Source organism: Dokdonella ginsengisoli, from assembly GCF_042652785.1.
Classification (GTDB): Bacteria; Pseudomonadota; Gammaproteobacteria; order Xanthomonadales; family Rhodanobacteraceae; genus Dokdonella_A; species Dokdonella_A ginsengisoli.
In genome coordinates, this window is sequence record NZ_JBHSHD010000008.1 from 163,795 (window position 1) to 185,095 (window position 21,301).

At 69.6% G+C, this 21,301-nt stretch carries 17 protein-coding genes; 13 read left to right on the plus strand and 4 right to left on the minus strand.

All coding sequences use genetic code 11. The features are described 5' to 3' along the window. Nucleotides 1–2 precede the first annotated feature (2 nt). The 3 genes from ACFO6Q_RS11130 to groES all read right to left on the minus strand — a co-directional run bounded on the left by ACFO6Q_RS11130 (nt 3) and on the right by groES (nt 2,829). Nucleotides 3–569 carry a Panacea domain-containing protein gene (locus ACFO6Q_RS11130; protein ID WP_380020986.1) on the minus strand — a complete coding sequence of 189 codons (567 nt, stop codon included), beginning with the start codon at nt 567–569 and terminating at the stop codon, nt 3–5. Between the two features lie 187 nt (nt 570–756). Then, nucleotides 757–2,403 carry a chaperonin GroEL gene (gene groL, locus ACFO6Q_RS11135; RefSeq protein WP_380020988.1) on the minus strand — a complete coding sequence of 549 codons (1,647 nt, stop codon included), beginning with the start codon at nt 2,401–2,403 and terminating at the stop codon, nt 757–759. 135 nt (nt 2,404–2,538) lie between these two features. Next, the gene (gene groES / locus ACFO6Q_RS11140; protein WP_380020990.1) at nt 2,539–2,829 is read right to left on the minus strand and encodes a co-chaperone GroES; all 291 of its coding nucleotides are present in this window, start codon (nt 2,827–2,829) and stop codon (nt 2,539–2,541) included. Between the two features lie 273 nt (nt 2,830–3,102). On the opposite strand from groES, the gene ACFO6Q_RS11145 reads away from it, so the two are divergent. From ACFO6Q_RS11145 to purD, 13 genes are all read left to right on the plus strand, one after another. Then, a complete protein-coding gene (locus tag ACFO6Q_RS11145) occupies nt 3,103–5,352 on the plus strand; it encodes an endonuclease (protein ID WP_380020992.1) in 2,250 nt (749 codons plus the stop codon). A 279-nt stretch (nt 5,353–5,631) separates the two neighbouring features. Next, entirely contained in the window at nt 5,632–8,133 is a 2,502-nt protein-coding gene (locus ACFO6Q_RS11150) for a M64 family metallopeptidase (protein ID WP_380020994.1), read from the plus strand. Nucleotides 8,134–8,220: 87 nt separating this feature from the next. Next, nucleotides 8,221–8,541 carry a divalent-cation tolerance protein CutA gene (cutA, locus tag ACFO6Q_RS11155; RefSeq protein WP_380020996.1) on the plus strand — a complete coding sequence of 107 codons (321 nt, stop codon included), beginning with the start codon at nt 8,221–8,223 and terminating at the stop codon, nt 8,539–8,541. A gap of 70 nt (nt 8,542–8,611) precedes the next feature. Beyond that, nucleotides 8,612–10,939 (plus strand): protein-disulfide reductase DsbD, encoded by a 2,328-nt coding sequence (locus ACFO6Q_RS11160; RefSeq protein WP_380020998.1) that lies wholly within the window; start codon nt 8,612–8,614, stop codon nt 10,937–10,939. Then, complete coding sequence (locus ACFO6Q_RS11165; RefSeq protein WP_380021000.1) at nt 10,936–11,487, plus strand: TlpA family protein disulfide reductase; 552 nt, start codon at nt 10,936–10,938, stop codon at nt 11,485–11,487. Before ACFO6Q_RS11160 ends, ACFO6Q_RS11165 begins: the two co-directional genes overlap by 4 nt. Nucleotides 11,488–11,581: 94 nt before the next feature. Next, nucleotides 11,582–12,028 (plus strand): type II 3-dehydroquinate dehydratase, encoded by a 447-nt coding sequence (aroQ, locus tag ACFO6Q_RS11170; RefSeq protein WP_380021002.1) that lies wholly within the window; start codon nt 11,582–11,584, stop codon nt 12,026–12,028. 47 nt (nt 12,029–12,075) lie between these two features. Continuing rightward, the gene (gene accB, locus ACFO6Q_RS11175; protein WP_380021003.1) at nt 12,076–12,546 is read left to right on the plus strand and encodes an acetyl-CoA carboxylase biotin carboxyl carrier protein; all 471 of its coding nucleotides are present in this window, start codon (nt 12,076–12,078) and stop codon (nt 12,544–12,546) included. Nucleotides 12,547–12,640: 94 nt separating this feature from the next. Then, nucleotides 12,641–14,008, plus strand: a complete 1,368-nt coding sequence (accC, locus tag ACFO6Q_RS11180; protein WP_380021005.1) for an acetyl-CoA carboxylase biotin carboxylase subunit — start codon at nt 12,641–12,643, stop codon at nt 14,006–14,008. A 112-nt stretch (nt 14,009–14,120) separates the two neighbouring features. After that, nucleotides 14,121–15,017, plus strand: coding sequence for a 50S ribosomal protein L11 methyltransferase (gene prmA / locus ACFO6Q_RS11185; RefSeq protein WP_380021007.1), 897 nt, complete (start codon nt 14,121–14,123; stop codon nt 15,015–15,017). 64 nt (nt 15,018–15,081) lie between these two features. After that, nucleotides 15,082–15,870: a zinc-ribbon and DUF3426 domain-containing protein gene (locus tag ACFO6Q_RS11190; RefSeq protein ID WP_380021009.1), complete on the plus strand. Its 789-nt coding sequence runs from the start codon at nt 15,082–15,084 to the stop codon at nt 15,868–15,870. Between the two features lie 274 nt (nt 15,871–16,144). Further along, entirely contained in the window at nt 16,145–16,378 is a 234-nt protein-coding gene (locus ACFO6Q_RS11195; protein ID WP_380021010.1) for a helix-turn-helix domain-containing protein, read from the plus strand. Between the two features lie 88 nt (nt 16,379–16,466). Then, nucleotides 16,467–18,044 carry a bifunctional phosphoribosylaminoimidazolecarboxamide formyltransferase/IMP cyclohydrolase gene (purH, locus tag ACFO6Q_RS11200; RefSeq protein WP_380021012.1) on the plus strand — a complete coding sequence of 526 codons (1,578 nt, stop codon included), beginning with the start codon at nt 16,467–16,469 and terminating at the stop codon, nt 18,042–18,044. A gap of 255 nt (nt 18,045–18,299) precedes the next feature. Continuing rightward, nucleotides 18,300–19,583, plus strand: a complete 1,284-nt coding sequence (gene purD, locus ACFO6Q_RS11205; protein ID WP_380021014.1) for a phosphoribosylamine--glycine ligase — start codon at nt 18,300–18,302, stop codon at nt 19,581–19,583. A gap of 17 nt (nt 19,584–19,600) precedes the next feature. On the opposite strand, the gene ACFO6Q_RS11210 is transcribed toward purD, so the two are convergent. Further along, nucleotides 19,601–21,301, minus strand: coding sequence for a tetratricopeptide repeat protein (locus ACFO6Q_RS11210; protein ID WP_380021016.1), 1,701 nt, complete (start codon nt 21,299–21,301; stop codon nt 19,601–19,603).

A 21,301-nucleotide genomic window follows, 5' to 3' on the forward strand; every position in this document is an offset into this window, starting at 1 on the left:
GGTCAGCGCGAAGTGCCGAGTGCCGTTCGGATCGCGGCTTGCTCATTGGCAAATTCCCGCACGACTTGCGCATGCGGATCGCTGTCGGGAATCGCAAGCATGTAGGGAATACGGTGATTGAAGCCGCGGCCCGAATCCCAAATCTTAGACCAGGGCCCCAGCTCGTCATGAGTAAAGTTGATCAGCGGCTGGGAACGTTCGCCGCGGAAGCGTTCGGCAAGCTGATGCATGATCCGCAGCTCCCGAGGCGTAAAGTGACTATCGTCGAACGCTGCCTTGGGTACGACCTTGAGCAGGTCGTAGTCGAAAACACGCTCGGGTTGGATTTCAATCGCCTCGGAGAAATCGGGTTGCCACTGCTCCCACTCTTGAAAGAAAGCTGCCGGAACCGGCCCTAGCTTCCACGCACTGTAGTCCAGTCCTGTCACACTGCGACCAGTCTGGCGAAAGTGTTCAAAATCGAGCAGGTAGAGCAATTTGATCAGCTTGATCTTCCCGCAGTGCTCGGTGTTTGAAGCGAAGTAGACAACCGCATTGATCAGCTTCTCACGCTCATGGGGCTTCAGCATGCAATGGCCCTCCAGCGAAGCGTGGGCAGGGTAATGCGCTCGAGGAGTGGCCGCAAGCACAGTCGGAAGTAGTCGTGGAACAAAAAGCCCCGCATCGCTGCGGGGCTTTTCGTGTGGAGCGTCGGCGCGAGGGTTCCCTCGCCCCGGCCCCCTCCCGCACGCGGGAGAGGGTGAAGTACGGACCTTCTTAGAAGTCCATGCCGCCCATGCCGCCCATGCCGCCGCCGGCCGGGCCGTGGCTGTGGGCTTCTTCCTTCTTCGGCGCTTCGGCGACCATCGCCTCGGTCGTGATGACCAGGCCGGCGATCGACGCGGCGTTCTGCAGCGCGGTGCGCGTGACCTTGGTCGGGTCCAGGATGCCCAGCTCGACCATGTCGCCGTACTCGCCGGTCGCCGCGTTGTAGCCGAAGTTGCCCTTGCCCTCGGCAACCTTGTTCAGGATGACCGAAGCCTCTTCACCGGCATTGGTGACGATCTCGCGCAGCGGCGCTTCCATCGAGCGCTTGGCGATCTGGATGCCGTGGTTCTGGTCTTCGTTGTCGCCCTTGAGCTTGCCCAGGCCGGCCAGCGCGCGGATCAGCGCGACGCCGCCGCCCGGCACCACGCCTTCCTCGACCGCCGCACGCGTGGCGTGCAGGGCGTCTTCGACGCGCGCCTTCTTTTCCTTCATTTCCACTTCCGTCGCGGCGCCGACCTTGATCACCGCCACGCCGCCGGCCAGCTTGGCCACGCGCTCCTGCAGCTTCTCGCGGTCGTAGTCGGAGGAGGTCTCCTCGATCTGCGCCTTGATCTGCTTGATGCGCGACTGGATCGCCGCCGCTTCGCCGGCGCCGTCGATGATGGTGGTGTTCTCCTTGGAGATCAGCACCTTCTTCGCGCGGCCCAGATCCTTCAGCGTGGCCTTCTCCAGCTGCAGGCCGACTTCCTCGGAGATGACCTGACCGCCGGTCAGGATCGCCATGTCTTCCAGCATCGCCTTGCGGCGGTCACCGAAGCCCGGCGCCTTGACGGCGGCGACCTTGACGATGCCGCGGATGGTGTTGACGACCAGGGTCGCCAGCGCCTCGCCTTCGACTTCCTCGGCGACGATCAGCAGCGGCTTGCCGGCCTTGGCGACGCCCTCGAGCACGGGCAGCAGCTCGCGCACGTTGGAGATCTTCTTGTCGTACAGCAGCACGTACGGGTCGTCGAGTTCGACCTGCTGGCTCTGCTGGTTGTTGATGAAGTACGGCGACAGGTAGCCGCGGTCGAACTGCATGCCCTCGACCGTGTCGAGCTGGTTCTCCAGGCCCGAGCCTTCCTCGACCGTGATCACGCCTTCCTTGCCGACCTTGTCCATCGCCTCGGCGATCAGCTTGCCGATCGCGTCGTCGCCGTTGGCCGAGATCGCGCCGACCTGGGCGATCGACTTGGAGTCCGCCGACGGCTTGGACAGCTTCTTCAGCTCCTCGACCGCGCCGATCACGGCCTTGTCGATGCCGCGCTTGAGGTCCATCGGGTTCATGCCGGCGGCGACGGCCTTGAGGCCTTCGCGGATCAGCGCCTGGGCGAGAACGGTCGCGGTGGTGGTGCCGTCACCGGCGACGTCGGAGGTCTTGGAAGCGACTTCCTTGACCATCTGCGCGCCCATGTTCTCGAACTTGTCGGCCAGCTCGATCTCCTTGGCGACGGACACGCCGTCCTTGGTGATCGTCGGCGCGCCGAAGCTCTTCTCGAGCACGACGTTGCGGCCCTTCGGGCCGAGCGTGGCCTTGACCGCGTTGGCGAGGGTATTCACGCCGCGCAGGATGCGCGCGCGGGCGTCTTCGGAGAAACGGATTTCTTTGGCTGCCATGGTAGGGCTCCGGGATTCGGGATTCGGGATTGGGGATTCGGAAAAAGCGGAGGCGGGACTTGAGGTGACGGGATCGGATCCGGAGCGGGTCTGCTCTGACGAATCACCAATCTCCAATCACCAATCCCGGCCCTCTCACTTCTCGACGACGGCGATCAGGTCTTCTTCGCGCATGACCAGCAGTTCCTGGCCGTCGACCTTGACCTCGGTGCCGCTGTACTTGCCGAACAGCACGATGTCGCCGACCTTGACCGCCATCGGGCGGACCTTGCCGTCTTCCTGGATCTTGCCGGTACCGGCGGCGACGACTTCGCCTTTGACCGGCTTTTCGGCGGCGGCGTCGGGGATCACGATGCCACCGGCCGACTTCGTCTCGGCTTCCAGACGCTTGATGATGACGCGGTCGTGCAACGGGCGAAGCTTCATTGGAGAGTCTCCGTCAACTGATTGAAAGAAAAGGGGTTTGAGAAAGTTGTTAGCACTTGAATCTTGTGAGTGCCAAGTTTAGCGGCGAACGCTCCCCGAAGAAAGGCTCGCCGACCCGCAGCGACAGATGCAGCCGGCGGCGGACGTTTCAAGAGGCCCGTTCCCGTACCCGTCCGATCCGGGCAGGCCGCGGCGACATGTGCGCGTCACCGCCCCCGCGCTAGACTTCGGCCCGCGTCTACGCTCGGACGCTTGTTTCTGGGGAAATTCCGCATGTCCTTTCGCCGCGACGCCCTGCGGGCGTCCTTGTCGTTGCTTTTCCTTGCGGGCACGGCGCCCGCGTTCGCCCAGTACGTCGCGCTGACCGGCACGCCGGCCACGCAGACCTTCGACTCGCTCGCCTCCGGCGGCACCGGCACGACCCTGCCGGACGGCTGGTACCTCCTCGAGACCGGCAACAACGCCAACACCAGCTACGCCGCCGACGACGGCAGCACCAATTCCGGCAACACCTACAGCTACGGCGCCAGCGGCAGCGGCGAACGTGCGCTGGGCCTGCTGCGCTCCGGTTCGCTGTCGCCGACGGTCGGCGCGCGCCTGCGCAACGATTCCGGCGCGGCGATCAGCGAGATCGCGGTCAGCTACACCGGCGAGCAGTGGCGCCTGGGCGCCGCCGGCCGCGCCGACACCCTGCACGTTCAGTACAGCCTCGACGCGACCTCGCTCGGCGACGAAGGGGCTTTGTGGACCGACGTGCCGGCGCTGGACCTGTCCTCGCCCGTCACCGAAGGCACCGCCGGCAAGCTCGACGGCAACCTCGCCGCGAACCGCAGCGCGATCTCCGGCTCGATCACCGGCCTGAACCTGGCCCCGTCGGCGAGCGTGTGGGTGCGCTGGGTCGACGCCGACATCTCCGGCCCCGAAGACGGCCTCGCGCTGGACGACGTCACGTTCGCGATCGCCGGCGACCCGCCGGTCGACGTGCCGCCGACCGTGGTCGCCGTCGCGCCCGCCGACGGCGCCACCAACGTCGCCCTCGGCGCCGTGCTCAGCGTGACCTTCAGCGAGGAAGTCACGGTGACCGCGCCGTGGTTCACGATCCAGTGCGCGACCTCGGGCAGCCATACCGCCACGGTCAGCGGCGGCCCCGGCGCCTACGCGCTCACGCCTTCGCCGGCGTTCGCCGCGAACGAGAGCTGCACCTGGACGACCCTCGCCGCCGGCGTGGTCGACCGCGACGGCACGCCGGACGCGCTCGCCGCCGACTACGTCGTCACGTTCACCACTGCCGATCCGGCCAACACGCCGCCGACGGTGCTCTCCACGACGCCGGCCGACGGCGCCGCCAACGTCGCGCTCGCCAGCGACGTGCGCGTGACCTTCAGCGAAGCCGTCACCACGACGAGCGGCGCCTTCGCGCTGGCCTGCGACGCGACGCCGGTCACGCTCGCCGAGACCGGCAGCGGCGACTCGCGCACGCTGACCCCCGACACCGTGCTGCCCGCCGGCGCGACCTGCACCTTCACCATCGACGCCGACGGCGTGCGCAACATCGGCGGCGTTGCGATGGCGGCCGACTACACGGTCACGTTCCACGTCGCCAGCGGCACCGTCGAGGGCTACTACGCGCAGGTCAACACCAGCAGTCCGGACCAGCTGCGCTGCTCGCTGCACGCGACCATCCGCGGCCACACCGCGTACCCGTACAGCGGCTCGGGCACCAACACCTGGACCATCCTCGAACTGGCGCAGGAAGATCCCAACAACTCGGGCAAGATCGTCGACGTGTACCGCAACCGCTCCTACACCAAGGTCAGCGACCGCGCCGGCACCGGTTCGGGCATCACCTACAACCGCGAGCACACCTGGCCGAACTCGCTCGGCTTCCCCGGCGCCACCGGCAACCTCGGCCTGCCGAACGCGCCGTACACCGACACGCACATGCTGTGGCTGTCCGACACGCAGTGGAACGCCGACCGCGGCAACAAGCCGTTCGCCAACTGCGCAACCAACTGCGGCGAGCGCACCACCGAAGCCAACGGCGGCGTCGGCGGCGGCAGCGGCGTGTATCCGGGCAACTCGAACTGGGTGAAGACCCCGGACGGCAACCAGGGCTCGTTCGAGGCGTGGAACCACCGCAAGGGCGAGATGGCGCGCGCGATCTTCTACATGGCGATCCGCTACGAAGGCGGCGTCGACCCGGTCAGCGGCCAGAACGAACCCGAGCTCGAACTGACCGACGACCGCAGCCGCATCGTGCAGATGAACAACTACTCGCAGACCGCGTACATGGGCCTGCTCGGCGACCTGCTCGCCTGGCACCAGGCCGACCCGCCGGACGCCGCCGAGCTAGCGCGCAACGAGGTGATCCAGAGCTTCCAGGGCAACCGCAACCCGTTCGTCGACCATCCCGAATGGGCCACGCGCGCCCTGTTCGAATCGATCTCGCCGGCGACCTGCGAACTCACCCCGCCGGTCGACACCGACTCGATCTTCAAGAACGGGTTCGAGGCTGTGCCGTAAGGATTCGAACCCACGCCCCTCCGCGAGAGGGGCGTGGTCCGAACCATCGGAAACTTCTTCACGAGAACCGACGCGAACCCTGCGGTTTTCCGCAGGGTTCATCTTCGCTTTCCTGCACCACTCCCGCGGCTGATGTACATCCCGCCGGTACCGCGCCGATACGTACGAAGTTATTCGTTGACCTGACTCCGCCGCCGTGCTCGAATCGCCGCCAACCAAGGCGGTGGGGATCCGGGCATGAGGATGGGCGTTTGGTTCCTGTTCGCGACGCTGGCCGGCGTGGCCGCCGCGAAGTCGCCCGACGGTCTGGTGCTGGACTTCCGCGCTGACGAGTCCGTCGAGTCCGTCGAACTTCTCGGCGCATCCGTCGCGGACTACGCCGCCTCTCCTTCGTTCCTCGAAGGCCCGACCTGGAGCCTCTCGATCGACGGGGCTTCCGGCGAAGCCTCCTGGACGCGCCGCATTGCGGTGCCGCGCGCGTTCCACCGCGCCGCCGGCGATGGCGTGCGCTTCTGCGTCGTCGTGCCGCGACCGCGGCCCGGATCGCAAGCCGTGATGCGCAACGCGCAGGGGGACGTGATCTGGAGCCGCACGGTCGACGCCGGACTCATCGCGCGGGCCGACCGCGAGGGCGCGCGCGTTCGGGGCGGATTGGCGTCCGCCTATGCCGCGACGGCGAAACTGATGCGCTCGACACCGGCGCGGCTCGATGCGTCGCGATCGGATGCGGCGCGCTCGGTGGAGCGGGAGCCGTTCCGCATCCCGGACGTCGCAGGCAGGCGCTCCGTGGGCCCGGCCCCCGTGCCTGCGGCGAGCACCGACGGACCGCCGCTGCTGGTATCCGGCCGCGTCGACGTCGATCACCTCGTCCTCGTGCGCGCCTACGAGGCGGACACGGGCCGCTTCGTGCTCTCGACGCGGCAGGAGCCGGCGACGGGTACGTTCGAGATGCCGCTGCCGGCGGGCCGCTACGTGTTCGAGGCGGACGACAACCTCATGAACTTCGATCACGTGCTGCTCTACCGCGCTCCGACCCGGACCGCGCCGACGTCGATATCCGCCGATACCACGCTGCCCGACATCGCTCTCGACGACGCCAGCGGCGACTTCGTCCTGTCCGCAAAGCTGCCCTGCCCCGGATCGCAGCCGCCGCTGACGCACTTCACCGTCACCGCGACGTCGGCGGACGGCGCCCGCATCGAACGCCTGATCGAAGCCGAAGGCGCGACGCCGCCGGAACCGGACGGAACCTGCACCGCGCGATACCGGCTGCAGCTCGGCCCGGGCACTTACGCCGTCGAGGCCGCTCCGCTGGGCTGGGAGAGCCGGCGCTACGACGCGTTGCACATTGCGGCGAATTCGCGGATCGAACGGGCCGAAACGTTTTCCGCGGCGGAACGGACCCTGGTCTGGCGCGGCCAGGTCGTCGGCGAATCCGGACAGCCGATTCCGAGCGTCCTGCACTGGCACAACCGGTTGCTGATCAACGACAGGACGTTCGCGGTGTCCACCGACTCGCTCGGCAGGTTCGAAACGCCCTACCGACCGGGCTGGACGGCGCAGTTCGAACCCGCCGACCTTGCCGCGCACGACTCCGCAGCGAGCACGACCGTGGTCATGGCAGACGCCGCTCCGCCCTCGTCGATCGTCCTGCACGACCTGGCGTTTCCGTCCGTGAACGAGGACGGCCTGCTGCGCCTGTACGGCGACGGCAACCGCCGGGCGCGTTTCAACCTCCTGTTCCTCGCGGACGGTTACGCGCAGGCGCGCGAGTCGTACGTCGACAGCAACGGCAATGGCCAGTGGGATGGCTATGCCTGGCAGGATCTGGACCAGGACGGTGTCGTCAGCGACGGCGACAGAGTGACGGCCTACGGCTCGCCGACGCCCGATCCCCTGCCGAACGGCTCCGTCCCGGCCGACTTCAGCGAGCCCTTCACCGATCTGAACGGCGACGGCGTCCTCAGCAGCGACGACGGCGCGCTGTTTCACCGCAGCGCCCGCGAATTCATGCGCGCCCTGCTGGGTGCGGACGTCTGGAACGAGCACCGCGACGCCTTCAATGCCTATGTCCTGTTCGAACCGTCCGAGCAGGCCGGCTACAGCGTCGTGACGGAATCCGGGGAGGCCCTCATCACCCGCCGGACGCGCTACGGCTCGACGCTCGAGCTGGGTCAGCGGCTCCTGTTTGCGGACGAAGAAGCTTTCCGGCACACCGCGCTGGCCGCCTTGCCGGAGGTCGACCTCGTCGTGCTGCTGATCAACCAGCCCGTCAGGGACAACGCGCGCGGCAGCGTCAATCCCGTCAGCCCGGGCGACATGCTGTGGACCGCGGGACTCGCCACGGACTGGTCCATCGCCGGGGACGGAGCCGGGCCGGCGCACGAGATGGGACATTTCGTCGGCGGCCTGTGCGACGAATACAGCGACACTCCCGGCGTGCATCCCCTCGCCGGCCGCCCCACCAGCCGGTGCCCGAACGCGAGCTACTCGCCGAGCCTGGCCGACATTCCGTGGGCGAGCTGGCTGTCGGCCGACGCCCGGATCCCTGCACGCGACCTGACGTCGTCGCTGGGCGTGTACGAAGGCGCCAACCACTATCCCGGCGGCGCGTACCGGCCGTCGATCGAGTCGATGATGCGCAATCATCGGATCCTGCCGGTGTTCAATGCGCCCTCGCGCGCCGCGCTGGAACGCGCGATCGCACGGCGCACGCAGCCGTGGCCGCTGCCGGTGCATTCCAGGCGTCCGCTGCCGCCGCTGCTTCCGCGGCGCGATTAGCAGGCGGGGGCCCGCCCGGCCGGCGGACTCCGGCCGGCTGATGCGATTGTGCGAACATGCAGCGCTCGCGCCGCCACGATCGATCGCATGTCCGCCCTCGTCGCCCACTGCAGCTGTCCCGATGCCGAAACGGCCGCGCGCATCGCGCGCGTGCTGGTCGAGGAACGCCTGGCGGCGTGCGTGCAGACCCTGCCCGGCATGGTTTCCACCTATCGCTGGCAGGGCGCCGTGCAGCAGGAAAGCGAAGTGCTGCTGCTGATCAAGACCACGCGCGAGCGCTTCGACGCGCTGAAGGCGCGCCTGCCCGACTTGCATCCGTACGAAACGCCCGAATTGATCGCGCTGGACGCGGTCGACGGCCTCGGCGCGTACCTGGATTGGATCGCGGCTGCGACATCGCGACAATGAACGTCCTGAAAGCCGCGCGGTCCAAGCGCGGTCCTGTCCTCCGCCCACCGTCCTTCCGGAGTGTTTCGCGATGCGCAAGCTGTTGACCGGCCTCATTCTTTCGCTCGGCCTGGCCGGCTTTGCGCAGGCCCAGACTGACGACGGGCTGCTGCCGGTCGAGCAGGCTTTCAAGCTGACCGCGCGCATCGCCGGCCCCGGCAAGGTGGCCCTGCACTGGGACATCGCCAAGGACTACTACCTGTATCGCTCGCGCATCAAGGCGAAGACGACGCAGGAAGGCGCGACGCTCGGCGCGCTGGAGCTGCCGCCGGGCAAGCAGAAGCACGACGAGTTCCTCGGCGAGGTCGAGATCTACCACGACTCGGTCGACGCGACCCTGCCGTACACGCTCGCCGACGCCGCGGCGAAGACGCTGGCGGTGACCATCAGCGTGCAGGGCTGCCACGAGGTCGATCCGAAGATCTGCTATCCGCCGCACGCGACGCCGCTGACGCTGGAGCTGCCCATCGCCGCGGCGCCCGCGGCCGGAGCGGACGCCACCACCGGCGGCGGCGAATCGCTGCTCAAGCTCGGCGGCGCCTCGTCCCTGGGCGGCGCCGCCGACCGTACGCCGCTGCCGCCGGAACAGGCCTTCGTGTTCGAGACGATCGCCGCCAGCCCGACCTCGCTGCTGGCGCGCTGGACGATGCCGAAGGGCTACTACCTGTATCGCGACAAGAGCACGGTGACCCTGGCCGGCGGCGACGGCGTGCGCATCGGCGCGCCGCGCTGGCCCGAGGGCGTGCCGCACACCGACGAGCACTTCGGCGAGGTCGTGGTGTATTTCGACCAGGTCGAGCTGCCGCTGCCGCTCGCGCGCGAACGCGGCGAGGCGCAGACGATCAAGGTGCACGCCGAATACCAGGGCTGCCAGGACGACGGCATCTGCTACCCGGTGATGACGCGCGAGATCGCCGTCGACCTGCCGGCGGCGACGGCGCAGGAGCTGGCAGCGGCGAAGGCATCTTTCGTGCCGGCGGCGCCGAACCCGGCACAGCCCTCGCCCGGCGCGGATGCGCCGACCGCTCCCGCCAGCGGCAGCGGTGACGGCATCGGCGGGCAGTCCGAAGAGCAGGTGCTGGCGGCGAACCTGTCGAGCAACCGCCTGCTCGCCCTGCTGTCGTTCTTCGGCTTCGGCCTGCTGCTCGCGTTCACGCCGTGCGTGTTCCCGATGGTCCCGATCCTGTCCGGCATCATCGCCGGCTCCGGCGAGAACATCTCCACGCGGCGCGCCTTCGTGCTGTCGGTGGTCTACGTGCTGGCGACCTGCGTGGTGTTCACCATCGCCGGCGTCATCGCCGGGCTGGCCGGGGCCAACCTGCAGGCGGCGTTCCAGAAGCCGTGGATCCTGTGGAGCTTCGCCGGCGTCTTCGTGCTGCTGGCGCTGAGCATGTTCGGCTTCTACGAGCTGCAACTGCCCAGTTCGCTGCAGACCCGGCTGGCCGATCTGAGCAACCGCCAGAAGGGCGGCTCGCTGATCGGCGTGGCGATCATGGGCCTGCTCTCGGCGCTGATCGTCGGCCCCTGCGTCGCGCCGCCGCTGGCCGCGGCCGTGCTGTACATCAGCCAGACGCGCGATCCGGTGTTCGGCGGTCTCGCACTGTTCGTGCTGAGCCTGGGCATGGGCGCGCCGCTGGTCGTGTTCGGCACCGCCGCAGGGCGCTACCTGCCGCGCGCCGGCGCCTGGATGAACGCGGTCAAGGCGGTGTTCGGCGTGCTGTTCCTGGGCCTGGCGATCTGGATGCTCAGCCGCATCCTCGACGGCGTCTGGGTGATGCTGATGAGCGGCGCGCTGCTGATCGGTTCGGCGGTCTATCTCGGTGCGCTGGAGCGCCTGCCGGACGGCGCGTCCGGCTGGAGCCGGTTGTGGAAGGCGCTCGGCGTGATGCTGCTCCTGCTCGGCGCGGCCCAGCTGATCGGCGCCGCCGCCGGCGGTCGCGACGTGCTCAAGCCGCTCGGCGGCATCGTCGCCGCCGGCGGCAAGGAGAGCGCCGCCGGCGAACTCGCCTTCCGCAAGATCAAGACCGTCGCCGACCTCGAGCGCGAAGTCGCCGCCGCCGCGCAGGGCGGCCGCCGCGTGATGCTCGACTTCTATGCCGACTGGTGCGTCAGCTGCAAGGAAATGGAGAAGTTCACCTTCACCCAGCCGGCCGTGCACCAGGGCCTCGCCGACTTCGTCCTGCTCAAGGCCGACGTCACCGCCAACGACGAGGCCGACCAGGCCATGCTCAAGCGCTTCGGCCTGTTCGGCCCGCCGGCGACGATCTTCTTCGCCGGCGGCGAGGAGCGCCGTGCGCTGCGCCTGATCGGCTTTGAGAACGCCGACGCCTTCGTCGCGCGCATCGGCAAGCTGCAGTGAGCGTGTTCAACCGCACGAACCTGCTGATCCTGGTCATCGCCGCGGTCGGCGCGGGCGCCGGCTTCCTCGCCGGCGGCTGGCTGCGGCCGGCGCCGCCGCAGTACGCCGCGCCGCACGCGCTGAAGGTCGGCGATGCCAGCACGCCGGTGGCGCTGCCGGACCTGGACGGCAAGCCGCAGTCGTTCGAGCAGTGGCGCGGCAAGCTCGTGCTGGTGAACTTCTGGGCCAGCTGGTGCGGCCCCTGCCGTGAGGAAATGCCCCTGCTCGACCGCAGCCAGCGGCGCTACGCCGGGCAGGGCCTGCAGATCGTCGGCGTCGCCGCCGATACGCCCGAAGCGACGCAGACATTCCTGAAGGAGTACCCGGTCGCCTATCCGATCCTGGTCGACGATCCGGCGCGCGGCAGCGACGTCGCGCTCGACTACGGCAACCTGCGCGGCGTGCTGCCGTTCACCGTGCTGATCGGCCGCGACGGCCGCATCCTCGCGCAACGCGCCGGCAATTTCAGCGAGGCGGCGCTGGACGCGTGGCTCGCGCCGCATATCTAGCCGCAAACTCCGGCATTTCCCGTCAAACGTCGTCGAACTGGACAGATTGCCGGACGTCCTCCAGACTAGCGGCCCGTTTTCGGCGGACGCGCCCGTGGCGAAGATCCTGGTCCTGCACGGCCCCAACCTCAACCTGCTCGGCACGCGCGAGCCGGAGGTCTACGGCCGCACGACGCTGGCCGAGATCGACGCGGACCTCGTCGCACGCGCCGCCGCCGCCGGGCACGCGCTGGAGCATTTCCAGTCCAATGCCGAGCACGAGCTGGTCGAGCGCGTGCAGCGCGCCCGCACCGACGGCACCGGCTTCATCCTGATCAACCCGGGCGCGTTCACGCACACCAGCATCGCCCTGCGCGACGCGCTCGCGGCGGTGGCGATCCCGTTCATCGAGGTGCACCTGTCGAACGTGCACGCACGCGAAGCGTTCCGCCGCCACAGCTATCTTTCCGACATCGCCGTCGGCGTGATCTGCGGCCTCGGCCCGATCGGTTACGGCCTCGCCCTCGCCGCGGCGGCGCAACGGCTGGATCACGCCGGCTGACACAGCCGGCCTCAGAACATCATCGTTCCGAACCTCAGAGGTTCTCCATGGATCTGCGCAAGATTAAGAAACTGATCGACCTGCTCGAGGAATCCAACCTCGCCGAACTGGAAATCAAGGAAGGCGAGGAGATCGTGCGCCTTTCGCGCCTGCCCAAGGGCATGGTCGCCTCGCTGCCGCAGATGGCGCCGATGGCGCCCGTGCGCATGGAGGCGCCGGCGCCGGCCGCCGCGCCCGTCGCCGAGGCGTCCGCGCCGGCCGGCGGCGGCAAGTCGCTGCCGGAAGGTCACACGGTCAAGGCGCCGATGGTCGGCACCTTCTACGCCTCGGCCAATCCGGAAGCCGCGCCGTTCGTGAAGATCGGCCAGTCGGTCAAGGCCGGCGACACGCTCGGCATCATCGAGGCGATGAAGATGTTCAACCAGATCGAGGCCGACGTCAGCGGCACGGTGCTGGCGATCCTCGTCAACAACGGCCAGCCGGTCGAGTTCGACGAGCCGATGTTCGTCATCGGATGAAACCGGGGCCGAGGGCTGAGGGCTCAGGGCTGAAAAGCCCGCGCCATCGCTCACGGCCCATCGCTTCGGCCCTCAGCCCTAGGCCCTCTGCCCTATGCTCGACAAAGTCGTAATCGCCAACCGCGGCGAGATCGCACTGCGCGTGCTGCGCGCCTGCCATACGCTCGGCATCAAGACGGTCGCCGTGCACTCGACCGCGGACCGCAACCTCAAGCACGTCGGCATGGCCGACGAGTCGATCTGCATCGGTCCGCCGCCGGCGGCCGAGAGCTATCTGAACGTGCCGGCGATCATCGCCGCGGCGGAAGTGACCGACGCGCAGGCGATCCATCCCGGCTACGGCTTCCTGTCGGAGAACGCCGACTTCGCCGAGCGCGTGGAGAAGTCCGGCTTCATCTTCATCGGACCGACCGCCGACGTGATCCGCCTGATGGGCGACAAGGTCGAGGCGATCCGCGCGATGAAGGCGGCCGGCGTGCCGTGCGTGCCGGGTTCGGGCGGACCGCTGGGCGAGGACATCGCCGCGAACGCGAAGATCGCGCGCGAGATCGGCTACCCGGTCATCATCAAGGCCGCCGGCGGCGGCGGCGGACGCGGCATGCGCGTCGTGCACACCGAGGCGCACCTGTCCAACGCGATCCAGATGACCAAGTCCGAGGCCAAGGCCGCGTTCGGCAACGGCGAGGTCTACATGGAGAAGTTCCTGGAGAATCCTCGCCACGTCGAGATCCAGGTGCTCGCCGACGGCCAGGGCAATGCGATCCACCTCGGCGAGCGCGACTGCTCGATGCAGCGCCGCCACCAGAAGGTGGTCGAGGAAGCGCCCGCGCCGGGCATCACGCCGGAGCAGCGCGCCGAGATCGGCAAGGTCTGCGTCGAAGCCTGCCTGCGCATCGGCTACCGCGGCGCGGGCACGTTCGAGTTCCTGTACGAGGACGGCCGCTTCTACTTCATCGAGATGAACACGCGCATCCAGGTCGAGCATCCGGTGACCGAGCTGATCACCGGCGTCGACCTCGTGCGCGAACAGCTCCTGATCGCCGCTGGCGAGAAGCTGTCGATCCGCCAGGAAGACGTCGTGCTGAACGGCCACGCGATCGAATGCCGCGTCAACGCCGAGGATCCGGACACGTTCATGCCCAGTCCCGGCACGGTCAAGCGCTTCGAGGCGCCGGGTGGCCCCGGCGTGCGCGTGGACACGCACGTCTACGACGGCTACCGCATCCCGCCGAACTACGATTCGATGATCGGCAAGCTGATCGTGCACGGCCGCGACCGCGCCACCGCGATCGCGCGCATGCGCATCGCGCTGTCGGAGATGGTCGTCGAAGGCATCAAGACCAACGTGCCGCTGCAGCAGCGCATCATGGCCGACGGCGGCTTCCAGGCCGGCGGACAGAACATCCACTACCTCGAGCGGCGCATCGCCGAGGCGAAGGACAAGGCGATCGGCATTGGGTGAAAAGCAGGGCTGAGGGCCTGGGGCTGAGGGCTGAAAAGCGGCAGTCCCCAATGCCCTCGCCCGCGCCTTCCGCTTTTGAGCCCTCAGCCCTTCGCCCTCAGCCCCAGCTCCCATGCCCTTTCTCGAACTCTCCCTCACGCTGCGCGCGTCCGACCAGGAACGCGTCGAACTCGCACTGGAAGAAGTCGGCGCGCTCAGCGTGACCCTGCTCGACGCCGAGGTCGACACACCGAACGAGCGCGCGATCCTCGAGCCGGGCGTCGGCCAGACGCCGCTGTGGGGCGAGATCGCGCTGCAGGCGCTGTTCGACCCCGACGCCGATCGCGCCGGCCTGGTGCACGTGCTGACCGACCTGCTGCCGGACCTCGCGCCCGATCGCATCGCTTTCCGCGAGGTCGCCGACCAGGACTGGACGCGCGTGTGGATGGACCAGTTCCACCCGATGCGCTTCGGCCGCCGCCTGTGGATCTACCCGTGGAACGTCGAGCCGCCGGCCGACGCGGACGCGGTGATCGTCCGCCTCGACCCCGGCCTCGCCTTCGGCACCGGCACGCATCCGACCACCGCGCTGTGCCTGGAGTGGCTGGACGGCATCGAGCTGGCCGGCCGCAGCGTGATCGACTACGGCTGCGGCTCCGGCGTGCTCGCGATCGCCGCGCTCAAGCTCGGCGCGGCGCGCGTCGCCGGCGTCGACAACGATCCGCAGGCACTCGAGGCGAGCCGCGACAACGCCGCGCGCAACGGCGTCGACGACCGCCTCGAGCTGTTCATGCCGGAGGAATTCGCCGACGCGCCGGCCGAGGTGTTCGTCGCCAACATCCTCGCCGGCCCGCTGGGCGAGCTGGCGCCGCGCTTCGCCGCGAACGTGCGTCCGGGCGGCCTGCTGGCGCTGTCGGGCATTCTCGCCGGGCAGGCGCAGGAACTCGTCGAGCGCTATGCCGCGTGGTTCGACGACCTCGTCGTGACGACGCGCGAGGACTGGGTGCGCATCGCCGGCCGCCGCCGCTGAGCGGCCGCCGCGCGCACCGACACCGGTCACGTCGACGACGCGGCCGGCGCCGTACAATCGCCGGATGTACGTGCAATGTCCCGAGTGCCTGACGATCTTCAAGCTCGGCGGCGCCGAGCTGGCCGCGGCCGGCGGGCGCGTGCGTTGCGGGCATTGCGCGGCCGGCTTCGACGCCTTGCGCACGCTGACCGACCAGCTGCCGCCGGAACCGATCGAATACCTCGACACGCATCCCGCCGGCGAGCTGCCGCCGCAGCTGGACCTGCCGGTGTTCCGGCCCAATCCGGCGCAGGCGATGCTGTTCGTCGCGCCGGCCGAACGCACGCTCGCCGCCGAGCGTTCGACCCTGCCGGCCTTCGCCGCGGCGCGCCGGCGCGCGCGCCCGCCGCGCACCGCGCGCTGGCTGGCCGGCTGCGCGCTGCTGGCGCTGACCCTACTCGGCGAGGTCGCCTGGGCCGAACGCGCGCGCTGGCTCGACGACGCGCGCACGCGCCCCTGGCTCGACGCGGCCTGCGCCCGGCTCGGCTGCACCCTGCCGCTGCGCCGCGACGCGTCCGCACTGACCCTGCTGTCGCGCGACATCCGCCCGCATCCGTCGGTCGAAGGCGCGCTGATCGTCTCCGCCACCGTGCGCAACGACGCGGACTTCGCGCAGGCGTATCCGACCGTCGACATCACCCTGTCGGACCTCGACGAGAAGCGCATCGCGATGCGCCGTTTCATGCCGCGCGAGTACCTCGGCGACACGCGCGGCATTGAACGCGGGCTCGCCGCCGGCGCCAGCGCGGCGCTCGTATTCGAGGTCGCCGATCCGGGGCGCAACGCGGTCGCGTTCGAGTTCAAGTTCGAGTAGAACCGCCGTCCGCGGCGCCGTGTTCAACGATCGCTTGAAGAAGCGCGCGCAAGCCGCGCCGACGCAAAGGCATCGCCGTCGCGGCGTGCTCGCCTCACCGGATTTCACATTCCCAGGACTTACCAAGGCGCACCGGCAGCGCTACTATCCCCTTCCGACGTGTCTCCCAATCGGCGCGTCGGCCCACTCAAGGAAGTTCGTTTCATCTGAAGGGGCCCTGGTCGCTGTGAACGCCGCAAGTCTTCAGCGCGCCGATGGCGCGCACGAATCCTCGTTGCAACCCGCGCTGCGCGAATGTGTCTCGCGCGCCGTACGCCGCTATCTCTCCGACGTCGAATCCGAACCGGGCGAAGGCCTGCACGCGCTCGTCATGTGCGAAGTCGAGTCGCCGCTGCTGCGCGAGGTCATGACCTGGTACGGCGGCAACCAGAGCCGCGCCGCGGCCGCCCTGGGCATCAACCGCGCCACCCTGCGCAAGAAGCTGCAGCAGTACGGCCTGGCCGACTGAACGGCCCCGTGCGCCCTCGGCCCCGGCCGGAGGCGCGAAATCCGCCGCGCCGCTACAATTCCGCTTTTCCCGGCGGTCTGCCTCAGCCATGTTCGATGCGACTCTCGTCCCCACGCGGCGCGCGCTGCTCAGCGTTTCCGACAAGTCCGGCCTGACCGATCTCGCGCGCGGACTCGACGCCCTCGGCGTCGCCCTGCTCTCGACCGGCGGCACCGCCAAGGCGCTGCGCGAGGCCGGGCTGCCGGTGACCGACGTCAGCACGCTGACCGGCTTTCCCGAGATCATGGACGGCCGCGTCAAGACGCTGCACCCGCGCGTGCACGGCGGACTGCTCGGCCGGCGCGGCGTCGACGACGCGGTGATGGAGCACCACGGCATTCCGCCGATCGATCTGCTGGTGGTCAACCTGTATCCGTTCGAGCAGGTCACCGCGGCGCCGGACTGCACGCTCGCCGACGCCATCGAGAACATCGACATCGGCGGCCCGGCGATGCTGCGCGCGGCGGCGAAGAATCACGAGCACGTGGCGGTGGCCGTCGATCCGGCCGACTACGCCGAAGTGCTCGAGGCGCTCGCGCACGGCGGCACCTCGCTGGCGCTGCGCCGCCGGCTGGCCGCCAAGACCTACGCGCACACCTCGCGCTACGACGGCCTGGTCGCCAACTGGCTCGGCACGCGCGCCGACACCGACAAGCCCGAAGCGTTCGCTCCGAGCCTGCGCCTGGCCTTCGAGCGCAGGCAGACGCTGCGCTACGGCGAGAACCCGCACCAGGGCGCCGCGCTCTACGTCGAGCAGGATCCGCCGCCGGGCACCGTCGCCGGCGCGCGCGTGCTGGCCGGCAAGGAACTGTCCTACAACAACATCGCCGACGCCGACGCCGCGCTCGAATGCGTGAAGGCGTTCCGCAAGACGCCGGCCTGCGTCATCGTCAAGCACGCCAACCCCTGCGGCGTCGCGCTCGGCGCAAACCTCGCCGAAGCCTACGAGCACGCCTACGCGACCGATCCGGTGTCCGCGTTCGGCGGCATCATCGCGTTCAACGGCCGCCTCGACGCGGCCACCGCGAAGACGATCGTCGCGCGCCAGTTCGTCGAGGTGGTGGTCGCGCCGTCCTTCGACGAGGACGCGATCGCGGCGATCGCGGCCAAGCCGAACGTGCGCGTGCTGGAGACCGGCGACTGGAGCGAGCTGCCGCCGCACGCGCAGGACTACAAGCGCATCGCCGGCGGCCTGCTGGTGCAGGACGCCGATCGCGACACGCTGCTGCTGTCGGACCTGAAGGTCGTCTCCAGGCGCACGCCGGACGCTGCCGAGCTGCACGACCTGCTGTTCGCCTGGCACGTGGCGATGTACGTGAAGTCCAATGCGATCGTCTACGCGCGCGGCGGCCGCACGATCGGCGTCGGCGCCGGCCAGATGAGCCGCGTGATCAGCGCCAAGATCGCCGCGCTGAAGGCGGCCGAGGCCAAGCTCGAAGTGCCCGGCAGCGTGATGGCGTCCGATGCGTTCTTCCCGTTCCGCGACGGCATCGACGCCGCCGCCGAAGCCGGCATCCGCGCCGTAATCCAGCCCGGAGGCTCGATGCGCGACGCCGAAGTGATCGCCGCCGCCGACGAGCACGGCATGGCGATGGTGTTCACGGGCGTTCGCCACTTCCGGCATTGAGGCCGCTACGCGGCATCAATCCCAAAGTTCGCATGGCAAACTTTGGGCCCCGGCCTTGCTCTTCCACACCCCCATTCGCGCCTTTGGCGCGAATCGCCCCCTGACTCAAGGGGGCATTGACGCCGCTACGCGGCATCAACCCCAAAGTTCGCATGGCAAACTTTGGGCCCCGGCCTTGCTCTTCCACACCCCCATTCGCGCCTCTGGCGCGAATCGCCCCCTGACTCAGGGGGCATTGACCGCAGGAATCGCGTTATGAAAATTCTCGTCATCGGTTCCGGCGGCCGCGAACACGCGCTGGCCTGGAAGCTGAAGCAGTCGCCGCGCGTCGGTGAAGTGATCGTCGCGCCGGGCAATGCCGGCACGGCGACGGAACCGGGCGTGCGCAACGCCGACGTCGCGGTGACCGACGTCGACGGCCTGCTCGAGCTGGCGCTCGACGAGGACGTCGCGCTCACCGTGGTCGGTCCGGAGGCGGCGCTCGCCGCCGGCGTGGTCGACCGCTTCCGCGCCGGCGGCCTGCCCTGCTTCGGGCCGACGCGCATCGCCGCGCAGCTGGAAAGCTCCAAGGCGTTCGCCAAGGACTTCCTCGCCCGGCACAACATCCCGACCGCGCACTACGCGGTGTTCACCGAGCTGGATCGCGCGCTGGCGCATGTGCGCGAGCGCGGCGCGCCGATCGTGATCAAGGCCGACGGCCTCGCCGCCGGCAAGGGCGTGGTGGTCGCGCTGACCCTGGCCGACGCCGAGCAGGCGCTGCGCGACATGCTCGGCGCGCACGCGTTCGGCGACGCCTCGGCGCGTGTCGTGGTGGAGGAATTCCTCGACGGCGAGGAAGCCAGCTACATCGTCATGAGCGACGGCGCGCACGTGCTGCCGCTGGCGACCAGCCAGGACCACAAGCGCCGCGACGAGGGCGATCTCGGCCCGAACACCGGCGGCATGGGCGCGTACTCGCCGGCGCCGGTGGTCACGCCGGACGTCGAGCGGCGCATCCTCGACGAGATCGTGCGTCCGACCATCGCCGGCATGGCCGCCGAAGGCGCGCCGTTCACCGGCTTCCTGTACGTCGGGCTGATGATCGACCGCAGCGGCGCGCCGAAGGTCATCGAGTTCAATGCGCGTCTGGGCGATCCGGAAACGCAGCCGATCCTGCTACGCCTGAAATCCGACCTGGTCGAGCTGGCCGAGGCCGCGCTGGACGGCCGCCTGGACGCGCTCACGGCGCAATGGGATCCGCGCCCCGCGCTCGGCGTCGTGGTCGCCGCTGCCGGCTATCCCGGCAAGGTGCGCAGCGGCGACGCGATCGCCGGACTGGATTCACCGGCCGGCGACGACAGCAAGGTGTTCCATGCCGGCACGCGCCTCGACGCGGCCGGCCGCGTGGTCACCGCCGGCGGCCGCGTGCTGACCGTCTGCGCGCTGGGCCAGGACATCGAATCGGCGCGCGAACGCGCCTATGCGGCGGCGCGTGCGATCACCTTCGACGGCGCCTTCCACCGCCGCGACATCGGCCACCGCGCGCTGCGCCGCGGCTGACGGCGCGAACGCCGCCGTCAGGGCTTCTTCGGCGGCGCGGCGGCGGGCGTGGCCGACAGCGGCGGACCGCGGTCGGGCTCCAGCCGCGCCGGACGGTAGATGCTGGAACTGGCCGGCCACGGCCGGTCCGGCAGTTTCTTCGCCTGCAGCTGCTGCAGGACCTCGCGGAACGGAGCGAGCTCGGCCTGCCCGCCGCCGCGCAGGACCAGGAACATCGCGCCCTGCTGCGTCTTCACCGCGTCGTCCCACTTGCCGTTTGCGGCCAGCGCGAGCGCGTAGGCCTCGCCCACCTGCGCCGACTCGCTGCCGCGATAGATCTTGCCGGCGTAGTCCAGCGCCATGCGCTTCTCGTCGGCGCTGGCGGCCGAACAGGTGCTGGCCAGGCGCACGAACAGCTGCAGCAGATATGGATCGTTGGCGCTCTTGGCGAGCGCGCCGTTGACGTCCTTGAGGCCGGCGGCGCAGCGCCCGGCCGCGACTTCCGCCGCCACCAGCCGCGCCAGCGCGTCGCCGTCGCCGCTCAGCTCGGTCACCTTGCGGTACTGCTCGATCGCGCCGTCGTAGCGGGCGTTGCGCAGCAGCAGGTTGCCGAGCGAGACGCGCGCGCCGATCTGCTTCGGATCGAGCCGGATCGCGTCCTCGTAGCCGCGCTGCGCGCCGGCGTCGTCGCCGGCGACTTCGCGCACGGCGCCCTGGCTGAAGCGCGCGACGGCATTCTTGCCGTCGGCCGCGATCGCCGCCGCGGCACGCGATTCGGCCGCAGGGATGTTTCCGGAAATCGCCTCGATGCGCGCGTACAGCGACAGCACCGCGACATCGTTCGGGGCGATCTTGAGCGCCTTGTCCAGGCTCGCGCGCGCGGCGGCGTACTGACGCTGGCCGGACTGCACGATCGCCTCGTTCATCGCCTGCGCCTTCGGATCGACCGGCTTCTGCGGCGCGGTCGGTGCGGCCGGCGGAGCCTTGGCCGCGTTGCGGCCGAACAGCCCGCTGCCGAGCGGGTCGTACAGCGACGGGGTATTGTTTCCGGCCTTGGCGCGGGCCTCCGCGGCGGCCTTGGCGTCGCCCGCGCCGGCATGGGCGTCGGCCAGCTGCGCGTAGAGCTTGTTCGCGTCGGGAGCGAGCTTGAGCGCGCGATCGAGCTGGTCGATCGCGTCGCGGTAGCGCTTCTGCCGCAGCGCGATGTCGCCGAGCATCGCGTACGGCACCGCCTCGTCCTGCTTCTTGGCGGTGTATTCCTCGAGCATCTTGCGCGCGCCGTCGAGATCGCCGGCGGCGATGCGCTGGTTGGCCGCGGCGGTGCGGATCGGCAGGTAGTTCTGGTCGAGCGCGAAGGCGTTCTCGAACGAGGTCTTCGCGCCGAGCGCGTTGCGGTCGTTGAGCGAGATGATGCCTTGCAGGTAGCGCCAGCGTCCGTCCTTGGGGGCGAGCAGGACCGCGTCCTCGATCGCCACCGTGGCGGCGGCGTTGAGCTCGTTGCGCGAATAGACCGTCGCCAGCAGCGCGTAGGCCTCGGCGAGCCGGTCGCCGGCGAGCGTGGCGCGCACGCGGTCGAACTCCTCGCGCTCCTTGCGCAGCGCCTCGGCCTTCGGCGCGGGCAGCTTGGTCAGGTCCGGCACCGGCACGGGCTTGAGCAGCGCGTCTTCGGCGTGCAGCAGCGGCGCCGCGAGCGCGAGGCCGACGGCGAGAACGATCTTGGACAGCGGGCTTGGGGACAT